The sequence below is a fragment of the Candidatus Limnocylindrales bacterium genome (assembly GCA_035571835.1).
Taxonomy (GTDB): domain Bacteria; phylum Desulfobacterota; class Binatia; order UBA1149; family CAITLU01; genus DATNBU01.
Genome location: DATNBU010000011.1, coordinates 190,572 through 210,349, shown reverse-complemented (window position 1 = coordinate 210,349; position 19,778 = coordinate 190,572). Strand labels below are relative to the sequence as shown.

Here is a 19,778-nt window from a genome sequence, read left to right as displayed (position 1 = left end):
AAAGGCGGTGTCAGCGCCGCGCGACGACGCCCGAGCTCCGCACCGGAAGAAAGTGCGCGAGCGCACGTCCACCGAACAGGCTGCGCACCGCGTGAACGAGCGTGCGGTGCTCGGCGACATGGTACGGCGTCTGCGCCGGAAGCTCGCTCAGCATCAGCCGGTGGATCGCACCGAGCGAATGATACGGCACCGTCGGCAGCAGATGGTGAAGCGCGTGGTAACGAAGCCCGACCGGAGCGAGCATCGCATCGATCAGCGATCCACCCGACAGATTGACCGAGTCGCGATACTGTTCGAGCAGATCCATCGGTGTGCCGTCGTTGTGGTAGCGGTGCGCGACCAGCGTGCGGACGTGGTTGAGCACCAGGATCGAACACGAGATCACGTACCACTCGAACATCCACGAAAAGCCGATCGTCCCGGTCGCAACGGCGGCTATCACGGTCCAGCAGACCAATGCGACGCCGGCTTCCTCGATCATCCAGCGTCGCGCCATGCGGCCTTCGGGCATGCGCCTTTTATAAGTTGGATTGATGACGAGCGTGGAAGCGTAGCCGACGAGGAAGCGCCTGAGCGGCGGCACGAGGTATGAGATCGGTCCGAAGATTCCCCAGCGCAGCACCAGCAGGAACGGAACGAACAGGAGCGGGAGCGTCGATCCGACGACCTTTGCCTTGCTCCACTGTCCGATCGGCTGGTACTCGGGATCGCGGTCGGTTCCGAAAATGGCGCGGCGGTGATGCTCGCCGTGCGAGCCGACGTACATCAGGCTCGGCACCAGCAGCGGAAAGCCGACGAAGATCGACCAGAGGATTTCGAAGCGCGGAACCGATGTCCGCTTGAGATGAGCGAGCTCGTGAATGAACAGCACGGCCCGGTACAGCGCGAATGTGGCCGTCACGACCGCCACGGCCCACAGCAGCGAGAACCTCGGCGCCATCAGCGCGACGGCAAATGCACCCCAGCCCAGCGCGGCCGAGACGAGCGTGTCGCAGTAATAGAGCCAGGCCTTGGGTCGAAACAGCGAGGTGTATCGTCGCCGCAGTGCGGCAGGACTGTGATCCACCTGTGCCGTCTCGCCCGGCGAGACGAGCGTCCCTCCGTCCGTGGTGGCCATAAGAAGACCATCGTTTTGCCAGTGGTGGCGGCAGATGACAACCGGCCCGTGCGGAGCCCGAGCCACAGATCCGGCGCCCGGCTTCAGCCGTCAGCGCAGCGTCTGACCCCGGATCAGCCGCAGGATGACCGGCCAGCCCCAGATCAGAGGATGCCTCCGCTGGCGCTCGGTGAGCTCGATCGTCACGCCGCTGTGCCTGGTCAGTTTCCACAGCGCGTAAGGCAGCCAGTCGCCGAACGTGAGCGCCGACTTGACCAGGCGGACAACGTAAAGTCCCTTGGCAATCGGCAACTTGCGGTTCCACGAGCTGAGGATCGCCTGGCGTGCAGGCTCCGCCATGCGGACCCTGAGCCGTCCGTCCTCGACGCGACCCTGCACGAGGCCCCGGCGTGCGAGGACCTCGACGGCGAGCGCCGTGACACGGGCATAACGCTCCGGCGCGGCGTCATAGACCTGCCGGATTGTCTCCGCGGTCTCGACACGCATTTCGGTCGTATAGGTGGTCGCGAATCCGGCCTGCCAGAGCTCCTCGGTCGTCGCCGCCGACGGATGAAGCGCGAGCATCCGGCTGACCATCGTGACGGCCGCCTCTGCGGTATCGCCGGCAAGGGCCGCGCGGGTCTGGTCGTCTCGAACCCACGACAGAGCAGCCGGCTGGCAGAACCTGGCCCAGACGATCGCGTGCAGGCTTTCGGGCCGGCACGCCCTGGCGAAGTCGTCACGCGAGACGACGTTGTACTTCATGCGCAGCGCCTCGCCCCCGGCCTGCGGAAGCTCCACGTAATAGACGTTGGGCGGCAGCAGCGTGTTGGACAGCCGCAGCATCCGCGAGCGGTACGCGCCGCGATACGAATCGACGATCGCGTAGAAGTCGACGACGCCGCCGTCGACGTACGCGCGCCGCAGGCATGATCCGTAGAAGAAGACCGCGCTTACCGCGTCGCCGTGGCGCCGCCGGATCTCGTCGGTGAGCGTGCGGATCTCGTCGGGCACGCTTCGGCGATGCTCGTCCTCGAAGAGCGCGGCGAGCTCGGTGCGCGGATCATTCTCGACAGGCGCCGCAGGCGCGGCAGGTTCGGCAGGTTCGGCAACCTTGCTGCGCTCCGCAGACTCGGGCTGGCTTCGCGAGCTCACGGGCGAAGCGTATCTCAGCGCGTCGACAGGAAGCGAATGCGATGGTCCGCCTTGAGAATCGCCTGGCGGCCGGCATGCGGCGCGTACATTTCCCCGTCGAGCGAGATTCCGCAGTCGAGCGTCAGCGCTACCGTTTCCACGTTGCGGCTTTCGTAGATCGAACCGCTGCCTTCGTCGCTCTTGGGCGCGTGTCCGCGAAGGATGCGAGCGATGTCCTGCGGACGGCGGAAGCAGCCCGGCCGCAACGCCGTAAAGCGGATGCCGCCAGGCCCTTTGCCCCAGAACGGACGGATGCCGGCAAAAAGACGATGAAGCGTCGTGGCCAGCAGCAGCTGGAACTCGCAGGCCTCGAGACGCTCGTTGTCGAGCGTGACCGTGATCGGATCGACCTTCAGAGGATCGTCCGCGCTCGGGACCACCGGTGCGCGCCCGGTCAGCGCACGCGCAATCAGACCCGCCGTGACCATCGTGCTGCCGAACGCGCCCTGGGCCTTGCCCTTCGGGAAAATACGGTGCGTCAGCAGCGTGCCGCGGTAAATCACACCGACGCCGAAGAACGTTCCCCAGCAGTCGACGCCGTCGGGGTCGAGACGCATGCGCAGCGCCGCGCGGTGAACGAGGCTGTCGTGCAGGCGGCCGGTGCGGCTCCGCCAGATCAGGCGGTCGATCGCGGCGCGGCCGTCTCTCGGACTGCCGATGTCGTAGGCAGTCATGCTCGTTCTGCCCGTGCGAAGCGGAGCAATCAGCGGAAGATCGCGCGCATCGGGAAGCTCGCCTCCGTTCTTTCGAAACGGCGAGCTCGCCGAGAGAACTTCGGTGATCGTTCGCTGCAGCGTTCCATCGCCGCCGTTGACGACGAGGATCTGAACGCCGGCTTCGGCGAGCTCGCGAACGGCGGCCGTCGCACCGTGGCCCGTATCGGTCTCGACGTGGACGATGTCGGGATAACGGCTGAGGTGCTCGAGCACCTTGCCGGAACGCGCGCCGCTTCCGCCGGCGCGCAGATTGGTCAGAACTCCGATCCGCACGGAATCGATCAGTCCCCTAATTGCGCGTGCGGGTAAAGCGCAGGCTCGCCGGCGCTCCCGTTTGCGAAGCGCTCGGCGAACACCGCTTCGACGCAGAGCCGGTCAGCCTCCTTGTCGACGTCGAGCGCAGCCTCCGCATACGGGAGCTCGACGGCTGCGACGTTCGCTCCGATCACCGACGATGCCCGCGCGAGTGCCGCTGCAAGATCGAGCCGCCCGAGCAGAAAGAGCCCGAGGTTTGCGAGACCGAACTCCCGCACCAGCTTCCACGGCGACTTGCGATGCGCTTCAGCTCGCCTCCAGAACAGCGGCACGCGGACCGCGTCGGCAGTACGCATCAGGAACAGATTGGCGCCCGAATATTTCTCGCCTCGCAGCGCAATGAACGTGCGCGGCTGGTCCGGGAATCGCCGGCGATAGACCGTGGCCGGCACCATTCCGACGATGAGATCGGCATCGGACGCGAGCGCGTGCTCGACGAAATAGCGGATGATTTCCGGGGTCAGCAGCGGATGGTCTCCCGTCGTGACGAAAAGCGGTGCGCCTGCTTCCGTAAGGAAATCGGCGACGCTCGCAGCCGGCGACGAAGCCGAGCGATGAAACTTCAGCAGTCCGCGCGTCGACAAGCCGTCGAGCACCGGCGTCGATGCAATCAGGCCGGGATCGTCCGAGCTTACGGTGATGGAGTCGGCGACGCCGCTTTGCTCGATCGAAACCACGACGCGTTCGAGCATCGGCACACCGGCAATCGGAAGCAGCGCGCGATGACGTATTCCCTGCGAGTCGGCAACCGCATCGCCGGAAGGCCGGCGACCGGCAAGGACGAGCGCCCGCATCGGCATCGCGACATAGTAGGGATCGGCGTCATCGTAGCAATCCCGGCGAGGCGCCTGACGGGCTGCGCATCCCGTGCGCTTGCGCCGGTGCGCTGGCCGTCTTGACCCCCCGACTCTGAAGCTGTACCCAGAACCGAGCCCCTTGCGGGCGCGCTGTCGAACCGGATGCATCTGCTCATCGTCTTTGCGCGACGTTACCCGTCTCGCACCATCATCATGCTGGTGTGCCTGACTCTGGCTGCGATGGCCGAGGGAGTCGGCCTGTCGACCATGATGCCGCTGCTCAGCATGGTGACGGGCTCCAAAGGCGAAGAGTCCGCGCTCGAACACGGAATCCGCACGGCGCTTGCCGCGGTCGGCGTCACGCCGACGCTCGGCGTGCTGCTCGTGCTGATCGTTGCCGGCAGCGTCGTCAAGGCCAGCCTGATGCTGCTCGCGCAGCGCCAGGTCGGCTACACGGTCGCACACGTCGCGACCGACCTCCGGCTCGCGCTGCTGCGGGCGCTGCTTCAGGCGCGCTGGCTGTACTACATCCGCCAGCCCGTCGGCCTGCTCGCCAATGCATTTGCGACCGAAGCCCTGCGCGCGTCGGAAGCCTATCTCTACGGCACCACGCTGATGGCGCAGCTGATCCAGACGATTCTTTACGTCGCGATCGCGGCATTCGTCTCGTGGCAGACGACGCTGGCCGCGTCTTTCGTCGGCCTGTTCTCGATCGGCATGCTTTCCGGCCTAGTGCGCAAGACGAAGCGTGCCGGCGTCCAGCAGACCGACCTGATGCGTGCACTGCTCGCACGCATGACCGACGTGCTCTATTCGGTAAAACCACTGAAGGCGATGGGACGCGAGCCGCTCGTGGCGCCGCTTCTCGAGCACGAAACCCAGAGCCTGAATCGCTCGCTTCAGAAGCAGGTGCTGTCGAAGGAAGCCGTACGGGCGCTGCAGGAGCCGCTGCTGATCGGAACGATCGCCGCCGGCCTGTACATCGCGACGTCGTACTGGGACATCGCGGTCAACGGCGTGATCATGCTGTCTCTGATTTTTGCGCGCGCGCTGTTCAGCCTGCAGAAAGCCCAGAAACAGTACCAGGCGATGGCGGCGTGCGAGAGCGCTTTCTGGTCGTTGCAGAAGACCATCGACGAGTCCGCGCGCGAATCCGAAGTGACCACCGGTACCCGCGAGCCGATCTTCGAACATTCGCTGTCGGTGGTCGCAGTCGACTTTGCGTACGAAGAGCGGCCGATCCTGGCGGGCGCGACGCTCGAGATCGTGGCCGGAGAGGTCACGGCGATCGTGGGCCCTTCCGGCGCCGGCAAAACGACGATCGCCGATCTCGCGCTCGGCCTGGTCAAGCCTCAGGGCGGCGAAGTGCTGCTCGACGGTGTGCCGCTGTCGGAGATCGACGTCGCGAAGTGGCGCCATTGCGTCGGTTACGTGCCGCAGGAGATGCTGCTTCTGCACGAAGACGTGATGCTCAACGTGACGCTCGGCGATCCCGCTCTGACTCGTGCCGACGTCGAGGAAGCTCTTCAGGCGGCCGGCGCGACCGAGTTCGTCCGCGAGCTCCCGCAGGGGTTGGAGACGCCGCTCGGCGAACGCGGAGCGCGCCTTTCCGGCGGTCAGCGCCAGCGCATCGCGATCGCCCGTGCTCTGGTTCACCGGCCGAGTCTTCTGATCCTCGACGAGGCCACAGCCTCTCTCGATCCCGCGAGCGAAGCGGGCATTTACGAAACCGTGCGCGCGCTTCGCGGTCGCACGACGATTCTCGCGATCTCGCATCAGCCTGGCCTGCTCAAGGTTGCCGACCGGGTCTACCGCCTGAGTGCGGGCCGCATCGCCCTGCTCGAGGGCGACGCGCGCTACGGCGATCACGATGCGGCGGCATTCGCGGTGCGCGAGCAGGCGGTCGGCGCAGCACGTTGACTTGCTCCAGCGCGTCCGCTTTGTCTTGGCCGGACGCGTCACCGGCTTCTCGGAGATCGTTATGCCTTTTCTGACGACGAGACGGGTTCTCTCCCGCATCTTCCCCGACCCGAACCGGCTTCCCTCTGCCGGCGTGCGCGACCTGCCGCTGAAGGTCGTGCTGCCCGCGCGCCGCAGCGTCGCTCCTTCGACCAAGCCTCCGGTGCGGATCTACGTCGGCACCGAGGCCGGACAGTACCGCGCCGAGCGCGTCTTCATCTTTTCCATCGAGAAGGTCCGCGATCCGTCGCGCGTCTACGAAATCCATCTGATGAAGGACGTGCGCGGCTACGACCGCCGCCGTTGGCTGACGGGCTTTACGAACTACCGCTTCGCGATCGCGCGCTGGGCCGGCGCCACCGGCCGCGCGATCTACAACGACGTCGACCAGATCTGGCTGTCCGACCCGGCCGAGCTTTTCGACTCGGACATGGGTGGAAAGGGCTATCTGGCGATCTCGCCCGACGACACCGCGGTCATGCTCATCGACTGCGAGCGCATGGCCGACATCTGGACGATCGACGTCATCAACCACAAGGGACGCAAGGCGATCGAGCGCCTGTCCAAACACGAATGGGGAACGCTCGAGGCATGCTGGCACGCCCGCGACTTCGACTACGTGCCCGGTTACTCGAAGTGCCTGCACTTCACGACGATCCACGAGCAGCCGTGGCATCCGTTCCCGGAACAGTTCGTCTACATGCCGAGCCCGGTCCACGACATCTGGCACGACATGGAGCGCGAAGCCGACAGCCAGAACTACCGCGCGTTCGACTTCCGCAGCACCAACACGCTCTACACCGAGTTCGTCGCACAGATGCGCAGCGCGCGGCGCGGCGGGCAGTCGCCGGCACTCGAGAGCCGGTTCTCGTCTCCGCCGCTGTCCGGACTCGGTGAGCTGCTCGCCCAGGCCGACGCCAGGAGCATCCTCGAGTTCACGCTCGCCGATGCACGCAACGAGGCGATCGAAAGCCGCGTCGGCAAGTATCCCGGCGCAACCGTGACGGCATTCGATCCGACCGCCACCACGGCGGAAGGAATGGACGTGCCGTTCGGGCCGTTCGACGCCGTAATCTCGACGACCGGTCTCGACCTGCTGTCGAACGAAGACCTGCCGTGGGTGCTCGACCAGCTGTTCGATCGCGCGACCGCTGCGGTGTTCATCACCGTCGACGACACCGCGCGCACCGTACATGTTGCCGACGGCACGACGATCCTCATCCGGCCGCGCGGCTTTGCGTGGTGGCGTGCGCAGATGGAAGCCGCGTCGCGCAACAGCCCCGACATCCGCTGGCGGATCGGCGTCAGGCGCCGCACACTTGCCGGAACCGAAGTCGTCCAGTGGCGCGAAGGCGGAAAGCGCCTGCTCGACGAGACGCCGCGGGTGTGGATCCTCGCCGATCCGAAGCCTGGACATACGACCCAGTCGATCGGCCTCGCCGATACGCTCGGATGGCCGTACGAGATCAAGGACGGCGGTTTTCCGGCGTGGACAAAATTGACGGACCGGCTTTTCGGCCCGATGTCGTTCGATCGCTCGCGCAGGCGTCACCAGACGTTTCAACCGCCGTGGCCGGACCTGGTCATATCCACCGGCTGGTCGACCGGGCCGATCGCGCGCTGGATCGCACGCCAGGGAGAAGGCCGCACGTCGGTCATCGCGATGGGCCGCAAAGGCGGCGACGTCGCAACCAATTTCGATCTGGTCGCGACCTGCTCGTTCGTGCGCTACCCGCCGCACGAGCGCCGCATCCAGCTGGCCGCGCCGCTGAGCCAGGTGACTCCCGCGCGTCTGCGTGCGGCGGCCGACGCGTTTCCCGCATTGTTCGAAGGCCGCGTGTCGCCACGCATCGTGCTGCTGGTCGGCGGAAGCTGCCCTCAGTACGACCTCGACGCGGCCATGGCGCACCGGCTCGGCGACGACGTCGCAACGCTCGCGCGCAAGACCGGCGCAAGCGTCACCGTGGTCACGAGCCGCCGCACGCCGGAAGCTGCCGTCAAGGCGCTCGAAGCCGCGCTGCCTTCCCCGCTCGGCCAGGTGCATCGCTGGAGCGCCGACCGCAGGGAAAATCCTTATCTCGCCTATCTTGCGGGCGCCGATGCGCTGATCGTGACGGGCGAGAGCGAATCGATGATCGCCGAAGCGGCCGCAACCGGAAAACCGGTCTACATCTACCCCGTTCGCAAAAAGTCGCCGGGGCTCGCGCAGCGCTTCGTCAACGCGATCACCAGCCGCGCGTTCTCGCGTCCGAAGAAAGGAAAGGGAACGTTCCGGCCGCAGCAGGGTACCGAGTATTTCTGTTCGCGCCTGATCGAGCGCGGCATCGTCCATCCCACGCGCGACCTCGAAGCGTTCCACCGCGGCCTCGTCGAGCGCGGTCATGCGAAGATGTTCGACGGCACTCTCGATCTTTCGCCGCAGCCGGTCCTGTTCGAAGCGGTCGCGGTCGCCGAGCGCGTGCGTGCCCTTCTCGGTTGCGAACGGCTCGCGCCGGAAGAGCCGAGCCGCGCGCGCGCCTGACATTGCCGACCAAGGCCACCGGCCCGCGATGACCGATTCCCCCTCGCTCCCGCGCGGCGACACATTCCGACCTCCGCACGTCTGGGTCCTTTTCGGCAAGGGAACCGGCGGAAACGGCCAGATGCAGAGCCTCGCCGACGCGCTCGGCTGGCCGTACGAGATCAAGCAGCTGCGCCACAACAAGCTGAACGTGCTGCCGAACATTCTTCTCGGTGCGACGCGCGCGACCGTCGACCGTGACAGATCGGCGCCGCTCGAGCCGCCGTGGCCCGACCTCGTGATCGCCGCATCGCGCCGCGCGGCGCCCGTAGCGAAGTGGATACGCAAGCAGTCCGGCGGGCGCACCAGGCTCGTGCACCTGCTGCACGTGCAGGCCCCGCTCGGAGGCTTCGATCTGATCGTGACGATGCCGCAGTTCTGCCTTCCCGAGCGAAAAAACATTCTTCACGTGACCGGCGTGCTCAACCGCATCGAGCCGGCTGCGATGGCCGAGGCTGCTGCAGCATGGAAGCCGCGCCTCGAGCACCTGCCGCGGCCGTGGACGGCGCTGCTCGTCGGCGGCAACAGCTCGTCGTACCTTCTGGATGCGCAGACGGCCTCACGGCTCGGTCGCGAAGCATCGCAGATGGCAGCGGCACGCGGCGGCTCGCTGCTGATCACGACGAGCCCGCGCACGCCCGCCGATGCGGCGGCAGCGCTGGCAGCAGCAGTCGATGCGCCGTCGCACGTCTACCTGTGGAAGAAGGACGACGCCGCGAACAATCCGTACAAGGGCTTCCTCGCGCTGGCCGACGATTTCGTCGTGACGATCGACAGCGCATCGCTGCTCGTCGAAGCGAGCGCAACCGGACGGCCGGTTGCGGTGTTCGAATGGCCTCGCCGCGGCAACACCGAACAATCGAGGTGGCCGCAGTGGATGCGGCGCATCGCGATCGATCTCGGCCTGTTCAAACCGGCGCGCGATTTCGACGCGTATTTCGCTGCGATGCGCGAGCGCGGTCTCGCGCACCGCTTCGGCGAACAGCCGCCTGCCGTTCGCCGGCCACTCGACGATCTCGAGCGGACCGTCGAGCGCGTGCGCGCGCTATTTGACCTCCGGGGCGAGAACCGCCAATAGCCTCTGCCCGGCGTGCGGCGACTCGCGCCTGAGCAACTCCTGCCGCGAAGACAGCCTTCGCACGGATGCAACCGATGAGCACCAACGCCCCTGCGAAAAAGCCCTGGGTCATGGCAACAATTCTCGGCGTCGGCCGAAGCGGCACGAGCGCGATCGCGCGCGCGATGCAGGCGGTCGGCGTCGACCTCGGCGACAACCTGCGTGCCGGCAGCGGCAAGAATCCGACCGGTTTTTTCGAAGACAACGACCTGCTGCGGATCAGCAAGCGGCTGAAGCGCGCGCTGGGTGTCCGCGGCGACAGCGTTCGCCTGATCGAGGACGCCGAGTTCGATCTGCCGATCGTGCGCGCGATCGAGGACGACTGCGTCGCGCTGCTGCACCGGCGCTTCGGCAACTCGCCGGTGTGGGGTTACAAGTACGCGCGTACGTCGCGCTTCCTGCCGTTCTTCCAGCGCGTGTTCGATCGCTGCGGCCTCGACGCGCGTTTCGTCTATGCGGTGCGCAATCCGATCAGCGTCGCACGCTCGCGCCAGCGCCTCGAGCCCCAGCGCGGCACGCAGGAAAAGAGCGATCTCGAATGGCTCGTCAACGCCGTGCCGTACTTCGAGAGAACCCGCGGGAGCCGCTGCGTGTTCATCGACTACGACAACGTCATGGCCGACCCTGCCGTCGAGCTCGAGCGCATGGCGCGCGGCCTCGGCCTGCCGGTCGACGAGAAGTGCCGCAAGGAGATCGCGATCTACCGCGACGAGTACCTGAAGCCCGGCATCCGCCACAGCCGCTTCTCGATCGACGACCTCGACCGCGACCCGAACCTGAACGTGCTCGCGCGCGACGCATTCCACTGGCTGTGGAAGCTCGCGACCGACCAGATCACGTTCGACGACGAAGCGATGTGGGCCGACTGGAGCCGCATCCGCTCGCGCATCGAAGACATGCGCCCGGTGCTGCGCCACTGCGACCGCATCGAAGCCGAGCTGCGCGCATCGCAGATGAGCCCGCTCGGGCCGCTGCAGGCGATCGCGCCGCTTTGGTACAAGTGGCGGTCGAAGTAGCGACTCGCACGCGGCGGATGTCGTAGCGGGCCATCGCGAGCTGCAGGAAAACATTCGACGCCTTGCCTCGGCTCTGCACCGGCAGGTACATTCGCCGACTTCCGATGAAACGGCTCAATCTCACCGGCACGGCGATTCTCGTCGCGACGCTGGTCGGCCACGGCGCCGCGCTCGCCGCGGCGCCGGCCGCGATCGGCGAGCCGCGGGTCGCGACCGAATTCCGGTTGAGTCAACCGGCCTGCGGCACCTCCGAATTTCCTTTCGGGCTGACCGACTCGTGGTGGGACGAGCAGGGACAAAAATACCATTGGGCGATCGAGACGAAGTTTCCCGATGGCGAGATCAAGGCCTCCGCAGTTCTGGAGGAATTCGATTCCAGCTCCTCAGTGACGCTCATCTGCCGGAACGACGGGTCGGGCGTCGTCGTCGGCATGAGCAGATCGGATCAGCTCTACACCTCGACGTACCGGATCCAGTCGCTCGATTCGGCGGGCCGCGTTGCCGCTGCGCTCCGTACGCTCACGCCGGAATCGCACTGCACCCTGTCTCCGGAACGATGGCTGCTCGTCGGAGACAAGCTCGTTCTCGTCGCGACCTGTGGCAAGTATCCGCGCAATGGACAGATCCTGCTGCGGAGCTTCCCTGCCGATGGCGATCCCGTTCCGCTGCCGATCGAGGTGAAGTCGTCGATATCGTACCCGATTGATGCTGCCGATGCGGCGGCCGATGCCCTCGGAAATATCGTCGTCGCGTGGTCGGAGGAGCACTCGTGCAACGAGTACTACGAATGCGATTCACGGGTCCATGCCCGCGTCGTGAATGACGGAATGAAGCTCGTCGGCAGCGCTTTCGATCTCGACACGTTCGTCCCGCGTCGCGCGCGGCTCCTCGGTGTCGGTTCCGAAGCGGACGGCATTTTCTCGGTGTATTGGGAAAGCCGGTTCGAAGGAGAACTGGTCCGACTGCTCAGCGTCGATCCGGACCTCTATTCGTTCACGTCGACTACCACGACGACGTTGCCGCCGTCGGACGATGCGCCCGAATTTTCCATTGTCCGCACGGTCGGCCAGACGGCCCTGCCGCCGAAAGGCCCGTCCATCGCCGAGCAGGGTGTCTCGGACATGAAAGGCGATGGTCACGGGGGCCTCGTGCTTCGCCGGGGCATCCAACGCACGATGACATTCGACCCCGCGTACGACGCCGACTTGCCGCGCGCCTCGACGTACGTTTCGTCAACAGCCGGAGCGCGCTGGAATTCACCGCCCGCGCCGCCGCTTCACAACAGCTTCCGTCACGATTCGATGGGATGGGATGGGGTGTCGCGCGGCGGGACCACGCTGTTTGCGCAGTTCGTCAGGAAAGGCGTCGAGGCCGAGGAGTACTACGGTGAGGTTGGGAGCATCGTTGTCCAGCGTTCGACGGATCAGGGCGTATCGTGGCCGACGACGGCCGTCATCGACACGCTTTCGTGTTCCGGCTGCGAAGTGCTCCGGGTCGACAGCGTGACGCTGGTGAGCAGTAACAGCGGCGCATGGATGGCGGTCGTCGAGACCACCAAGAAACAGGACAGCTCGTGCTCGGTCTCACTCGATGCCGCTTACAGCGCGGACGATGGAAAGTCGTGGTCCGCATCCGGGCACATCTATGACCATACCCGTACCGGCGCAGGATGCTCGGCCGATGACGAGCAAGAGTTCGTGACGGCGGCGTCCGATCCCGCAGGTGGCTGGAACGTCGTGTGGCAAAGAGAGTTCGGAAGCGAGCTGTGGTTTTCACGCAGCGCTGCTTCTGGAGCGGCGTGGAACAGCCGTGTGCTTCCGCAGTTCGCGTCGCCTGGATACGGACCGCTCTACCGTACGCTATACGGAGGATACCGCGCGCCATCCCTGGTGGTCGCGCCTTCGGGAACCACGATGGTCGGGTGGGAATCCCTGCCGTTCGTCGTCGTGACGCGTTCCGAAGATCACGGCCAATCCTGGAGCGCGCCCGAGTCGATTGGCTACCGCGGAGGCGTCGAGTTTCAGTCTCCGTCGCTCGCCGCGGATGACGGGGGACGCATTCTCGCCGCATGGTCAGCCCATCTCGGTGCTGCAGCTGGAACCGACTCGGACATCGTCGCGTCGATCTCCACGGACGACGGTCGCACGTTCAGCCCGCCATCGCCCGTGGATCCGGCGGCGCTCGGCGATGCGCGCCAGGACCTCGATCCGATCGTCGCCGCCGACGGCGACAATCGCTGGACCATCGCGTGGAATGCGCTGCCTTTCACCGACCGCTACGACCCGGTCGATACCATCGTCAAGGTCGCCGTATCGGGCTTCCCATGCGACAACGGCACGGTCGACGCCGGCGAGGAGTGCGACGACGGCAACGACATCGACCTCGACGGATGCAACGCGAACTGCACGCTGCCCGGTTGCGGCAACGAAGTGCTCGAGCCTGGCGAGCAATGCGAGTACGGCGGCAGCGATCCGTCCTGCGCGGCGACGTGCGAGCAGGAACGATGCGGCGACGGGGTGATCAACGTCTTCACCGAGCAGTGCGACGATGCGAACCCGGATGATTCCGACGAGTGTCCGTCGCTCTGCTTCCGCAGCTATTGCGGCGACGGCTTCGTCCGATTCGGAACGGAGGAATGCGACGACGCGAACTCGGCGGACAACGACGCTTGCCGCAACAGCTGCAAGCTTGCGTACTGCGGCGACGGGATTCTCGAGAAGGGCGTCGAGCTTTGCGACGATGGAGACCGTTGGTCAGGCAACGCGTGCACCGAGGAGTGCAGGACCGCCGTATGCGGCGACGGATATGTGCGGGTCGGAGTCGAGCAGTGCGATGATCCGACCGGGGAGAACCTGCATGGCGCATGCTCCGTGGACTGCAAGCTTGCGGAAAGGTGCGGCGATGCCGACGACAGCGGAACCACCACCGCGACCGATGCATTGAAGATTCTTCGCTTCGCAGTCGATCTCGAGCCGCAGTGCACGCGGGATCGCTGCGACATCGACGGCAATGGTCTAACTACCGCGAGCGATGCGTCGGCCGCGCTGCACGACGCGGCCGGTCTGGGTGTGACATTGCGCTGCCCGATCAAAGGCTCGGTCCGGTTCGTGCTGATGGATTCGCCGGTGCTCGGTTCTCTCGAGGTCGCGGTCGATCCCACCGATGCAGGCTTCGAGTTCGGACACGTCGGCCGGAATGCAGAGTGCGAATCGTTGCTGCCAAACGTACTCTTCGGAGCGGGCTACCCCTACTCGCCTCTCCGCATGGGCTTCGTCACGTTCCAAGGCTTCCGGGGTCCGTCGCAGCTTGCTCGCTGCACGACCTACGCGCCGCGAGGAGCGACTGGTCCGACCGGTCCGGTGGACATTGATGTGGAGGCGACAGATCTCAACCTGCAGAAAGTCGAGCCGGCGCCATCCGTCGCGATGCTCTCGGATTGAAGCTACCGGCGGCGAGCTTCATCTCTGCCGCTCTCCTTGCTATTCGTCGATCGTGCGGACCTTCTCCACTGCCTTCGTCGTGACATTGGTGCTTGCCGCCGGATGCACTCGCGAGAAGGCCGAGACGTCGCCGCCAGTTCCGGCGCAGGCACCGCCACCGGCTCCCGCAACGCCGCCGGCCGCAAAGCCCGCCGCATCGACGACGAAAAACAACGCGGCTCCCGTAGCGGAAACACCGGCTCCGAAACCGCAAGCGCCCGCGCGGCAGCCACCTGACGCGCCCGCCGCTGCCGCGCGTGAGCCGGCGGCGAGCGCACCGCTCGATCTCGACGCGCTCAAGACCCAGCTCAAGGAAACCAAAGCGATCGGCGTGTTCACGAAGCTCGCGCTCAAGAATCAGGTCGACGACCTGATGGAGAAATTCCGCGAGCACCACGCGGGAAAGACAACGCCCAGCATCACGGAGCTGCGGCGCTCCTACGACCTGTTGATGATGAAGGTGCTGTCCCTTCTGCAGGATCACGACCAGAAGCTCGCGTCGGAGATCGTCTCCTCACGCGAACGAATCTGGGGACTGCTCGCAGATCCGAAGAAGTTCGCATCCCTGCAGACCTGAACGAAGGGAGATTCCATGAAGAACGTCATTCCATTCTCGTTGTTCCTCGTTGCGTGCCTCGCGGCGCCGGCGTTTGCCGCCGAGTCCGACGAGGCGCTCAGGAAGGACCTGACATCCGTGATCGCTCTCCAGGGCATGCCGTGCGGAGAAGTCACAGCCGTAACGGTCAAGGCCGACAAGGATTTCGCCGCGACCTGCAAGGACGGCAACAAGTATCGAGTGTACGAGACTGCCGAGGGCCGAGTCGTCGTCGAGAAGCAAAAGTAGCGACCGCAGTTGTCGGACTCGCCGCAGTCGCATATGCACGTGCGGCGATGAGCGGTACTGCATCTGTCTCCAAGTCGCCGGTTCCGGCCGCGGTCAAATGGCTGCTCGTCCTCGGACTCGTTGCGGGCCTGTGGATTCTCGGCCGCAGGGCGGGAGCCGAGGTCCCGCGGTTTGCCGAGTGGGTGGAAAGCCTCGGCGCGCTCGGTCCGCTCGTGTTCATCGCAGGATACGCAGTGGCGGTGGTCGCATTCGTTCCCGGCTCGGCGCTGACGCTGGCGGCCGGTGCGATTTTCGGGATCGGCCGGGGCGTACTCTATGCATTCACCGCGGCGACGATCGGGGCGGCCATGTCGTTTCTCGTATCCCGGTACGCCGCGCGTGCGGCGATCGAACGCAGGATCGCCGGCAACGAGCGATTCGCAGCCATCGATCGCACGGTTGCCGCCGACGGCCGGCGGATCGTGTTCCTGCTGCGCCTGTCGCCGGCATTTCCGTTCACGTTGCTGAACTACGCGCTCGGGCTTACGCGCGTGCGCTTTGTCGACTTCGTCGTGGCTTCGATCGGGATGCTGCCCGGCACGTTGCTGTTCGTGTACTACGGAAAACTTGCCGGTGACGTCGCGGCCCTGGCCGGCGGTGCTGCCGACGCTCCGAAAGGAACGGGCTACTATGCAGTGCTTGCGCTCGGCCTGGCTGCAACGATCGCGGTGACGGCCGTCGTGACCCGCATTGCGCGAAAGGCGCTCGCCGAAGCGACCGGAGACGCGAACGCTGCTTCGAGTCACGTCGGCGGCAAAGGCGACGCAGCATGACGCACACTTCGGGTCACACGCCGGTCACGCCGCCCGACGAACACAACCAGAGACTGCTCGCCAACGTACGGCCCGAGAGCTGGACCAATCCCGCGCCGGCATCCCGATACGATCTCGTCGTGGTCGGCGCCGGAACCGGCGGGCTCATCTGCGCGGCGGTCGGCTCCGGTCTCGGCGCGAAAGTCGCGCTGGTCGAGCGCAACCTGATGGGCGGCGACTGCCTGAACGTCGGCTGCGTGCCATCGAAGACCGTCATTCGCCACAGCCGCCGGCTCGTCGAAGCGCGCGAAGCCATCGGCGGCGCCGCGTTCGACGACGCCGCGCTCGACGCGCAGTTCGCCGCGGCGATGGAACGCATGCGCAAGGTGCGCGCCGACATCAGCAGCGACGACTCGGCCAGGCGCTATCGCGACGAGCTCGGCGTCGACGTGTTTCTCGGCAGCGCATCATTCACGGGACCGCAGACGCTCGAAGTCGACGGCGTGAGGCTCGACTTCAAGAAAGCCGTCGTCGCAAGCGGCGCGCGCGCCGGCGTCCCTCCGATCGCGGGCCTGGAAGCGGCCGGATATCTCACCAACGAGACGGTGTTCAACCTGACCGAGCGCCCGCGCCGCATCGTCGTTCTCGGCGGCGGCCCGATCGGATGCGAGCTCGCGCAGGCGATGCGCCGCTTCGGATGCGACGTGACCCTCATCGACCGGGAAACTCGGCTGCTGCCACGCGAAGACCTCGACGCTGCTGAGATCCTACAGACACGGCTCACAGCGGAAGGCGTACGGCTCGTCCTCGGAGCCGAGGTGCTTTCAGTATCTTCGGGTGGCAGCGCGAAAGTCGTGCGCCATCGAAACGCGGACGGCGAGCTCGAGACCGTCTGCGACCAGATCCTGGTGGCCACCGGACGGCAGCCGAACGTCGACGGCATGGGCCTCGAGACGGCCGGCATCGAGTTCGATCGCAGCGGCATCCACGTCGACGACAACCTGCGCACGACCAACGCGCGAATCTTCGCGGTCGGCGACTGCGCGATGAAGTGGCAGTTCACGCACGCGGCCGACGCGGCGGCCAAGATCGCCGTGCAGAACGCGCTGTTCTTCGGGCGAAAAAAACTGAGCGCGCTCGTGATGCCGTGGTGCACGTACACGGATCCGGAGATCGCGCATGTCGGCCTCTACGAATCCGACGCACGCGAACGCGGCATCGAGATCGACACGTTCACGGTCGCGCTCGAGAAAGTGAACCGTGCGGCCTGCGACGGTGAAACCGACGGCTTCGTGCGGGTTCATGCAAAGAAAGGCACCGATACGATCCTCGGTGCGACGGTCGTCGCGACCCACGCCGGCGAGATGATCAGCGAGATCACGCTCGCAATGACCGGCGGCCTCGGCCTGTCGAAAATCGCCGGCGTCATTCACCCCTACCCGACCCAGGCCGAAGGCATCAAGGCTGCGGCCAACGCGTACATGCGCACGAAGCTGACGCCCACCGCGAAGAAAGTGCTCGGCCTCGTGCTTCGCCTGCAGCGCTGAAAACAGGAACGCGGAGCAACCGAAGGAGTACCCCATGGAACGTCGACTGGTCGGCAAACGCGCGCTCGTGACGGGTGGCAGCCGCGGAATCGGAGCGGCGATCGTGCGCCGCCTTGCAGCGGAAGGCGCCGACGTGGCTTTCACATACGTCAGCAATCCCGACCAGGCCGACGTGACTGTAAAGGCGGCGCGATCGCTCGGCTCCCACGCGATCGAGATTCATGCCGACAGTTCCGACGCCGAAGCGCTCGTCAGCGCCGTCGAACGCACCGAAGAAGAGCTCGGCGCAATCGACATCCTGGTCCACAACGCCGGCATCGCGTCCATGGCCCCGGTCGACGCGTTCGATCTCGGCGACTTCGACCGGACCGTCGCCATCAACCTGCGCGCGGTATTCGTGGCCACTCAGGCCGCCGTCAAGCACATGAAGACCGGCGGGCGCATCGTGACCATCGGAAGCTGCAATGCCGATCGGATGCCGTTCGTCGGCGGCGCGGTCTATGCGATGAGCAAGGCGGGGCTCGTCGGGCTCGTCAAAGGTCTCGCACGCGATCTCGGCGCGCGCGGAATCACCGTCAACAACATCCAGCCGGGTCCGATCGACACCGACATGAATCCTGCCGACGGCGCGTTCGCCGAGCTGATGCGCGGCTTCATGGCCGTGCCCCGCTACGGCACGGCCGATGAAGTCGCGGCGATGGTCGCGTGGCTCTGCAGCCCGGAATCGGGCTTCGTCACCGGCGCAAGCCTTACGATCGACGGAGGATTCACGGCCTGATGGCGGGCCCGGAGACACGCTTTGCACGCGGACCGGGCGGCAGCGTCGCGTACCAGACGCTCGGCGAGGGTCCGATCGACGTCGTGTTCATCCCGTGGTGGGCGACCAACGTCGACGTGATGTGGGAGGAACCGTCGATCGCGCGCTTTCTGCGTCGCCTCGCGAGTTTCTGCCGGCTGATCGTCTTCGACAAAAGAGGCACAGGCGTGTCCGACGCACTGCCATCGTCGTCGCTGCCGTCGCTCGAGGAGTGGAGCGACGACGTGCGCACTGTCATGCAGGCGGCGCAGTGCGAGCGCGCCGCGCTGTTCGGTCATGCGCAGGGCGGCCAGATGGCGATGCTGTGTGCGGCCACGTATCCGGCCAATGTCTCGGCGCTCGTGCTGGCCGACACGTGCGCGCGCCAGTTCGACGACGGCAGTCTTCCGCCACCCGAAGAACGCCAGATCTTTCTGTCGGAGCTCGAGCGGAACTGGGGCACCGCGACGACGCTCGACCTGCTCGCGCCGAGCGTGGCCGCCGATCCCGGGTTTCGTGCGTGGTATGCGCGGTATGAGCGTCTCTCGTTCGGCCCGCGCATGGTTCGCGCGGTGGTGGAATCCGACTACGAGCGCGACGTCGTCGGCATCCTTCCGGTGATCCGCGTTCCGACGCTCGTCCTGCACCGCAGCGGCAATCGTTTCATCGCAGTCGAGCGCGGGCGCAAGCTCGCCGAGGCAATCGCCGGCGCACGCTTTGTCGAGATTCCAGGCGAAGACCACCTTTTTCATGCCGGCGACACCGATGCGATGCTCGGCGAAGTCGAGGAGTTCCTCACCGGCGTACGCTCCGTGCCCGATACCGATCGCGTGCTCGCCACCGTCCTGTTCACCGACATCGTCGATTCGACCAGGCGTGCCGTCTCGCTCGGCGACAGGCGCTGGCACGAGCTGCTCGATCAGCATCACGACATGGTACGCGGGCATCTCGAGCGATTCCGCGGGCGCGAGATCAAGTTCATCGGCGACGGCCTGCTGGCGACGTTCGACGGACCCGCGCGCGCGATCGGCTGTGCATGTGCAATCCGAAGTGCGATCCGCCGCCTCGGGCTCGAGATCCGCGCCGGTCTGCACACCGGTGAGATCGAGCTGGCAGGCAACGACATCCGGGGCATCGCCGTGCATGTTGCTGCACGCGTGACCGGAGAGGCCGGCGCAGGAGAAGTGCTGGTCTCGGCGATGGTCAAGGATCTCGTTGCGGGCTCCGGCATCCGCTTCGAGGAACGTGGCATGCGCGCGCTGAAGGGCGTGCCCGGCGAATGGAAGCTGTTCGCCGCCGAAGACCCTTCGACAAGTTGAACTGCGTCACCTCGCGCGTCAGACACGGGCGCGCCGATGTTCGCGTTGTCCACGTGCGGCTCGTCCAGATTCGTGGTCGCAACCCACTGAACAGATATTCAAATCAGCATTTTGCACGCAAAGGACCATTGCGTGTGAATGTTTCTGCATCTCTCACGGCGAATCCTCTCGCTGTTGCGGAGACCGAGCGCAACAATGACGCTTCTTGCCACGGGGTCGATGGCAGTCCGTT

At 66.0% G+C, this 19,778-nt stretch carries 15 protein-coding genes; 11 read left to right on the top strand and 4 right to left on the bottom strand.

What is annotated here, in order from left to right:
- Positions 1-10 precede the first annotated feature (10 nt).
- The 4 genes from VN634_04865 to VN634_04850 form a co-directional block, all read right to left on the bottom strand.
- Positions 11-1,117, bottom strand: a complete 1,107-nt coding sequence (locus tag VN634_04865) for a fatty acid desaturase (GenBank protein ID HXC50194.1) — start codon at positions 1,115-1,117, stop codon at positions 11-13.
- Between the two features lie 90 nt (positions 1,118-1,207).
- Positions 1,208-2,251 carry a hypothetical protein gene (locus tag VN634_04860; protein HXC50193.1) on the bottom strand — a complete coding sequence of 348 codons (1,044 nt, stop codon included), beginning with the start codon at positions 2,249-2,251 and terminating at the stop codon, positions 1,208-1,210.
- 14 nt (positions 2,252-2,265) lie between these two features.
- Positions 2,266-3,279: a diacylglycerol kinase family protein gene (locus tag VN634_04855; protein HXC50192.1), complete on the bottom strand. Its 1,014-nt coding sequence runs from the start codon at positions 3,277-3,279 to the stop codon at positions 2,266-2,268.
- Positions 3,280-3,287: 8 nt separating this feature from the next.
- Positions 3,288-4,121 carry a nucleotidyltransferase family protein gene (locus tag VN634_04850; GenBank protein HXC50191.1) on the bottom strand — a complete coding sequence of 278 codons (834 nt, stop codon included), beginning with the start codon at positions 4,119-4,121 and terminating at the stop codon, positions 3,288-3,290.
- A 159-nt stretch (positions 4,122-4,280) separates the two neighbouring features.
- Here VN634_04850 and VN634_04845 point away from each other — a divergent pair, with 159 nt between their 5' ends.
- The 11 genes from VN634_04845 (at position 4,281) to VN634_04795 (ending at position 19,546) form a co-directional block, all read left to right on the top strand.
- Positions 4,281-6,038 (top strand): ABC transporter ATP-binding protein, encoded by a 1,758-nt coding sequence (locus tag VN634_04845; protein HXC50190.1) that lies wholly within the window; start codon positions 4,281-4,283, stop codon positions 6,036-6,038.
- Positions 6,039-6,099: 61 nt separating this feature from the next.
- Positions 6,100-8,598: an ELM1/GtrOC1 family putative glycosyltransferase gene (locus VN634_04840; protein HXC50189.1), complete on the top strand. Its 2,499-nt coding sequence runs from the start codon at positions 6,100-6,102 to the stop codon at positions 8,596-8,598.
- Positions 8,599-8,626: 28 nt separating this feature from the next.
- Positions 8,627-9,715 (top strand): mitochondrial fission ELM1 family protein, encoded by a 1,089-nt coding sequence (locus VN634_04835; GenBank protein HXC50188.1) that lies wholly within the window; start codon positions 8,627-8,629, stop codon positions 9,713-9,715.
- Between the two features lie 74 nt (positions 9,716-9,789).
- The gene (locus VN634_04830) at positions 9,790-10,770 is read left to right on the top strand and encodes a sulfotransferase (GenBank protein ID HXC50187.1); all 981 of its coding nucleotides are present in this window, start codon (positions 9,790-9,792) and stop codon (positions 10,768-10,770) included.
- A 104-nt stretch (positions 10,771-10,874) separates the two neighbouring features.
- Positions 10,875-14,210: a DUF4215 domain-containing protein gene (locus tag VN634_04825; protein HXC50186.1), complete on the top strand. Its 3,336-nt coding sequence runs from the start codon at positions 10,875-10,877 to the stop codon at positions 14,208-14,210.
- A gap of 52 nt (positions 14,211-14,262) precedes the next feature.
- Positions 14,263-14,826, top strand: a complete 564-nt coding sequence (locus VN634_04820; GenBank protein HXC50185.1) for a hypothetical protein — start codon at positions 14,263-14,265, stop codon at positions 14,824-14,826.
- A 15-nt stretch (positions 14,827-14,841) separates the two neighbouring features.
- On the top strand, positions 14,842-15,093 hold the full coding sequence (locus VN634_04815) for a hypothetical protein (GenBank protein HXC50184.1): 252 nt from the start codon (positions 14,842-14,844) through the stop codon (positions 15,091-15,093).
- Positions 15,094-15,140: 47 nt separating this feature from the next.
- Positions 15,141-15,905, top strand: a complete 765-nt coding sequence (locus VN634_04810; GenBank protein HXC50183.1) for a TVP38/TMEM64 family protein — start codon at positions 15,141-15,143, stop codon at positions 15,903-15,905.
- On the top strand, positions 15,902-17,431 hold the full coding sequence (locus VN634_04805; GenBank protein HXC50182.1) for a mercuric reductase: 1,530 nt from the start codon (positions 15,902-15,904) through the stop codon (positions 17,429-17,431). Before VN634_04810 ends, VN634_04805 begins: the two co-directional genes overlap by 4 nt.
- 34 nt (positions 17,432-17,465) lie before the next feature.
- Positions 17,466-18,209, top strand: a complete 744-nt coding sequence (locus tag VN634_04800) for a 3-oxoacyl-ACP reductase family protein (GenBank protein HXC50181.1) — start codon at positions 17,466-17,468, stop codon at positions 18,207-18,209.
- The gene (locus VN634_04795) at positions 18,209-19,546 is read left to right on the top strand and encodes an adenylate/guanylate cyclase domain-containing protein (protein ID HXC50180.1); all 1,338 of its coding nucleotides are present in this window, start codon (positions 18,209-18,211) and stop codon (positions 19,544-19,546) included. Before VN634_04800 ends, VN634_04795 begins: the two co-directional genes overlap by 1 nt.
- Positions 19,547-19,778 lie beyond the last annotated feature (232 nt).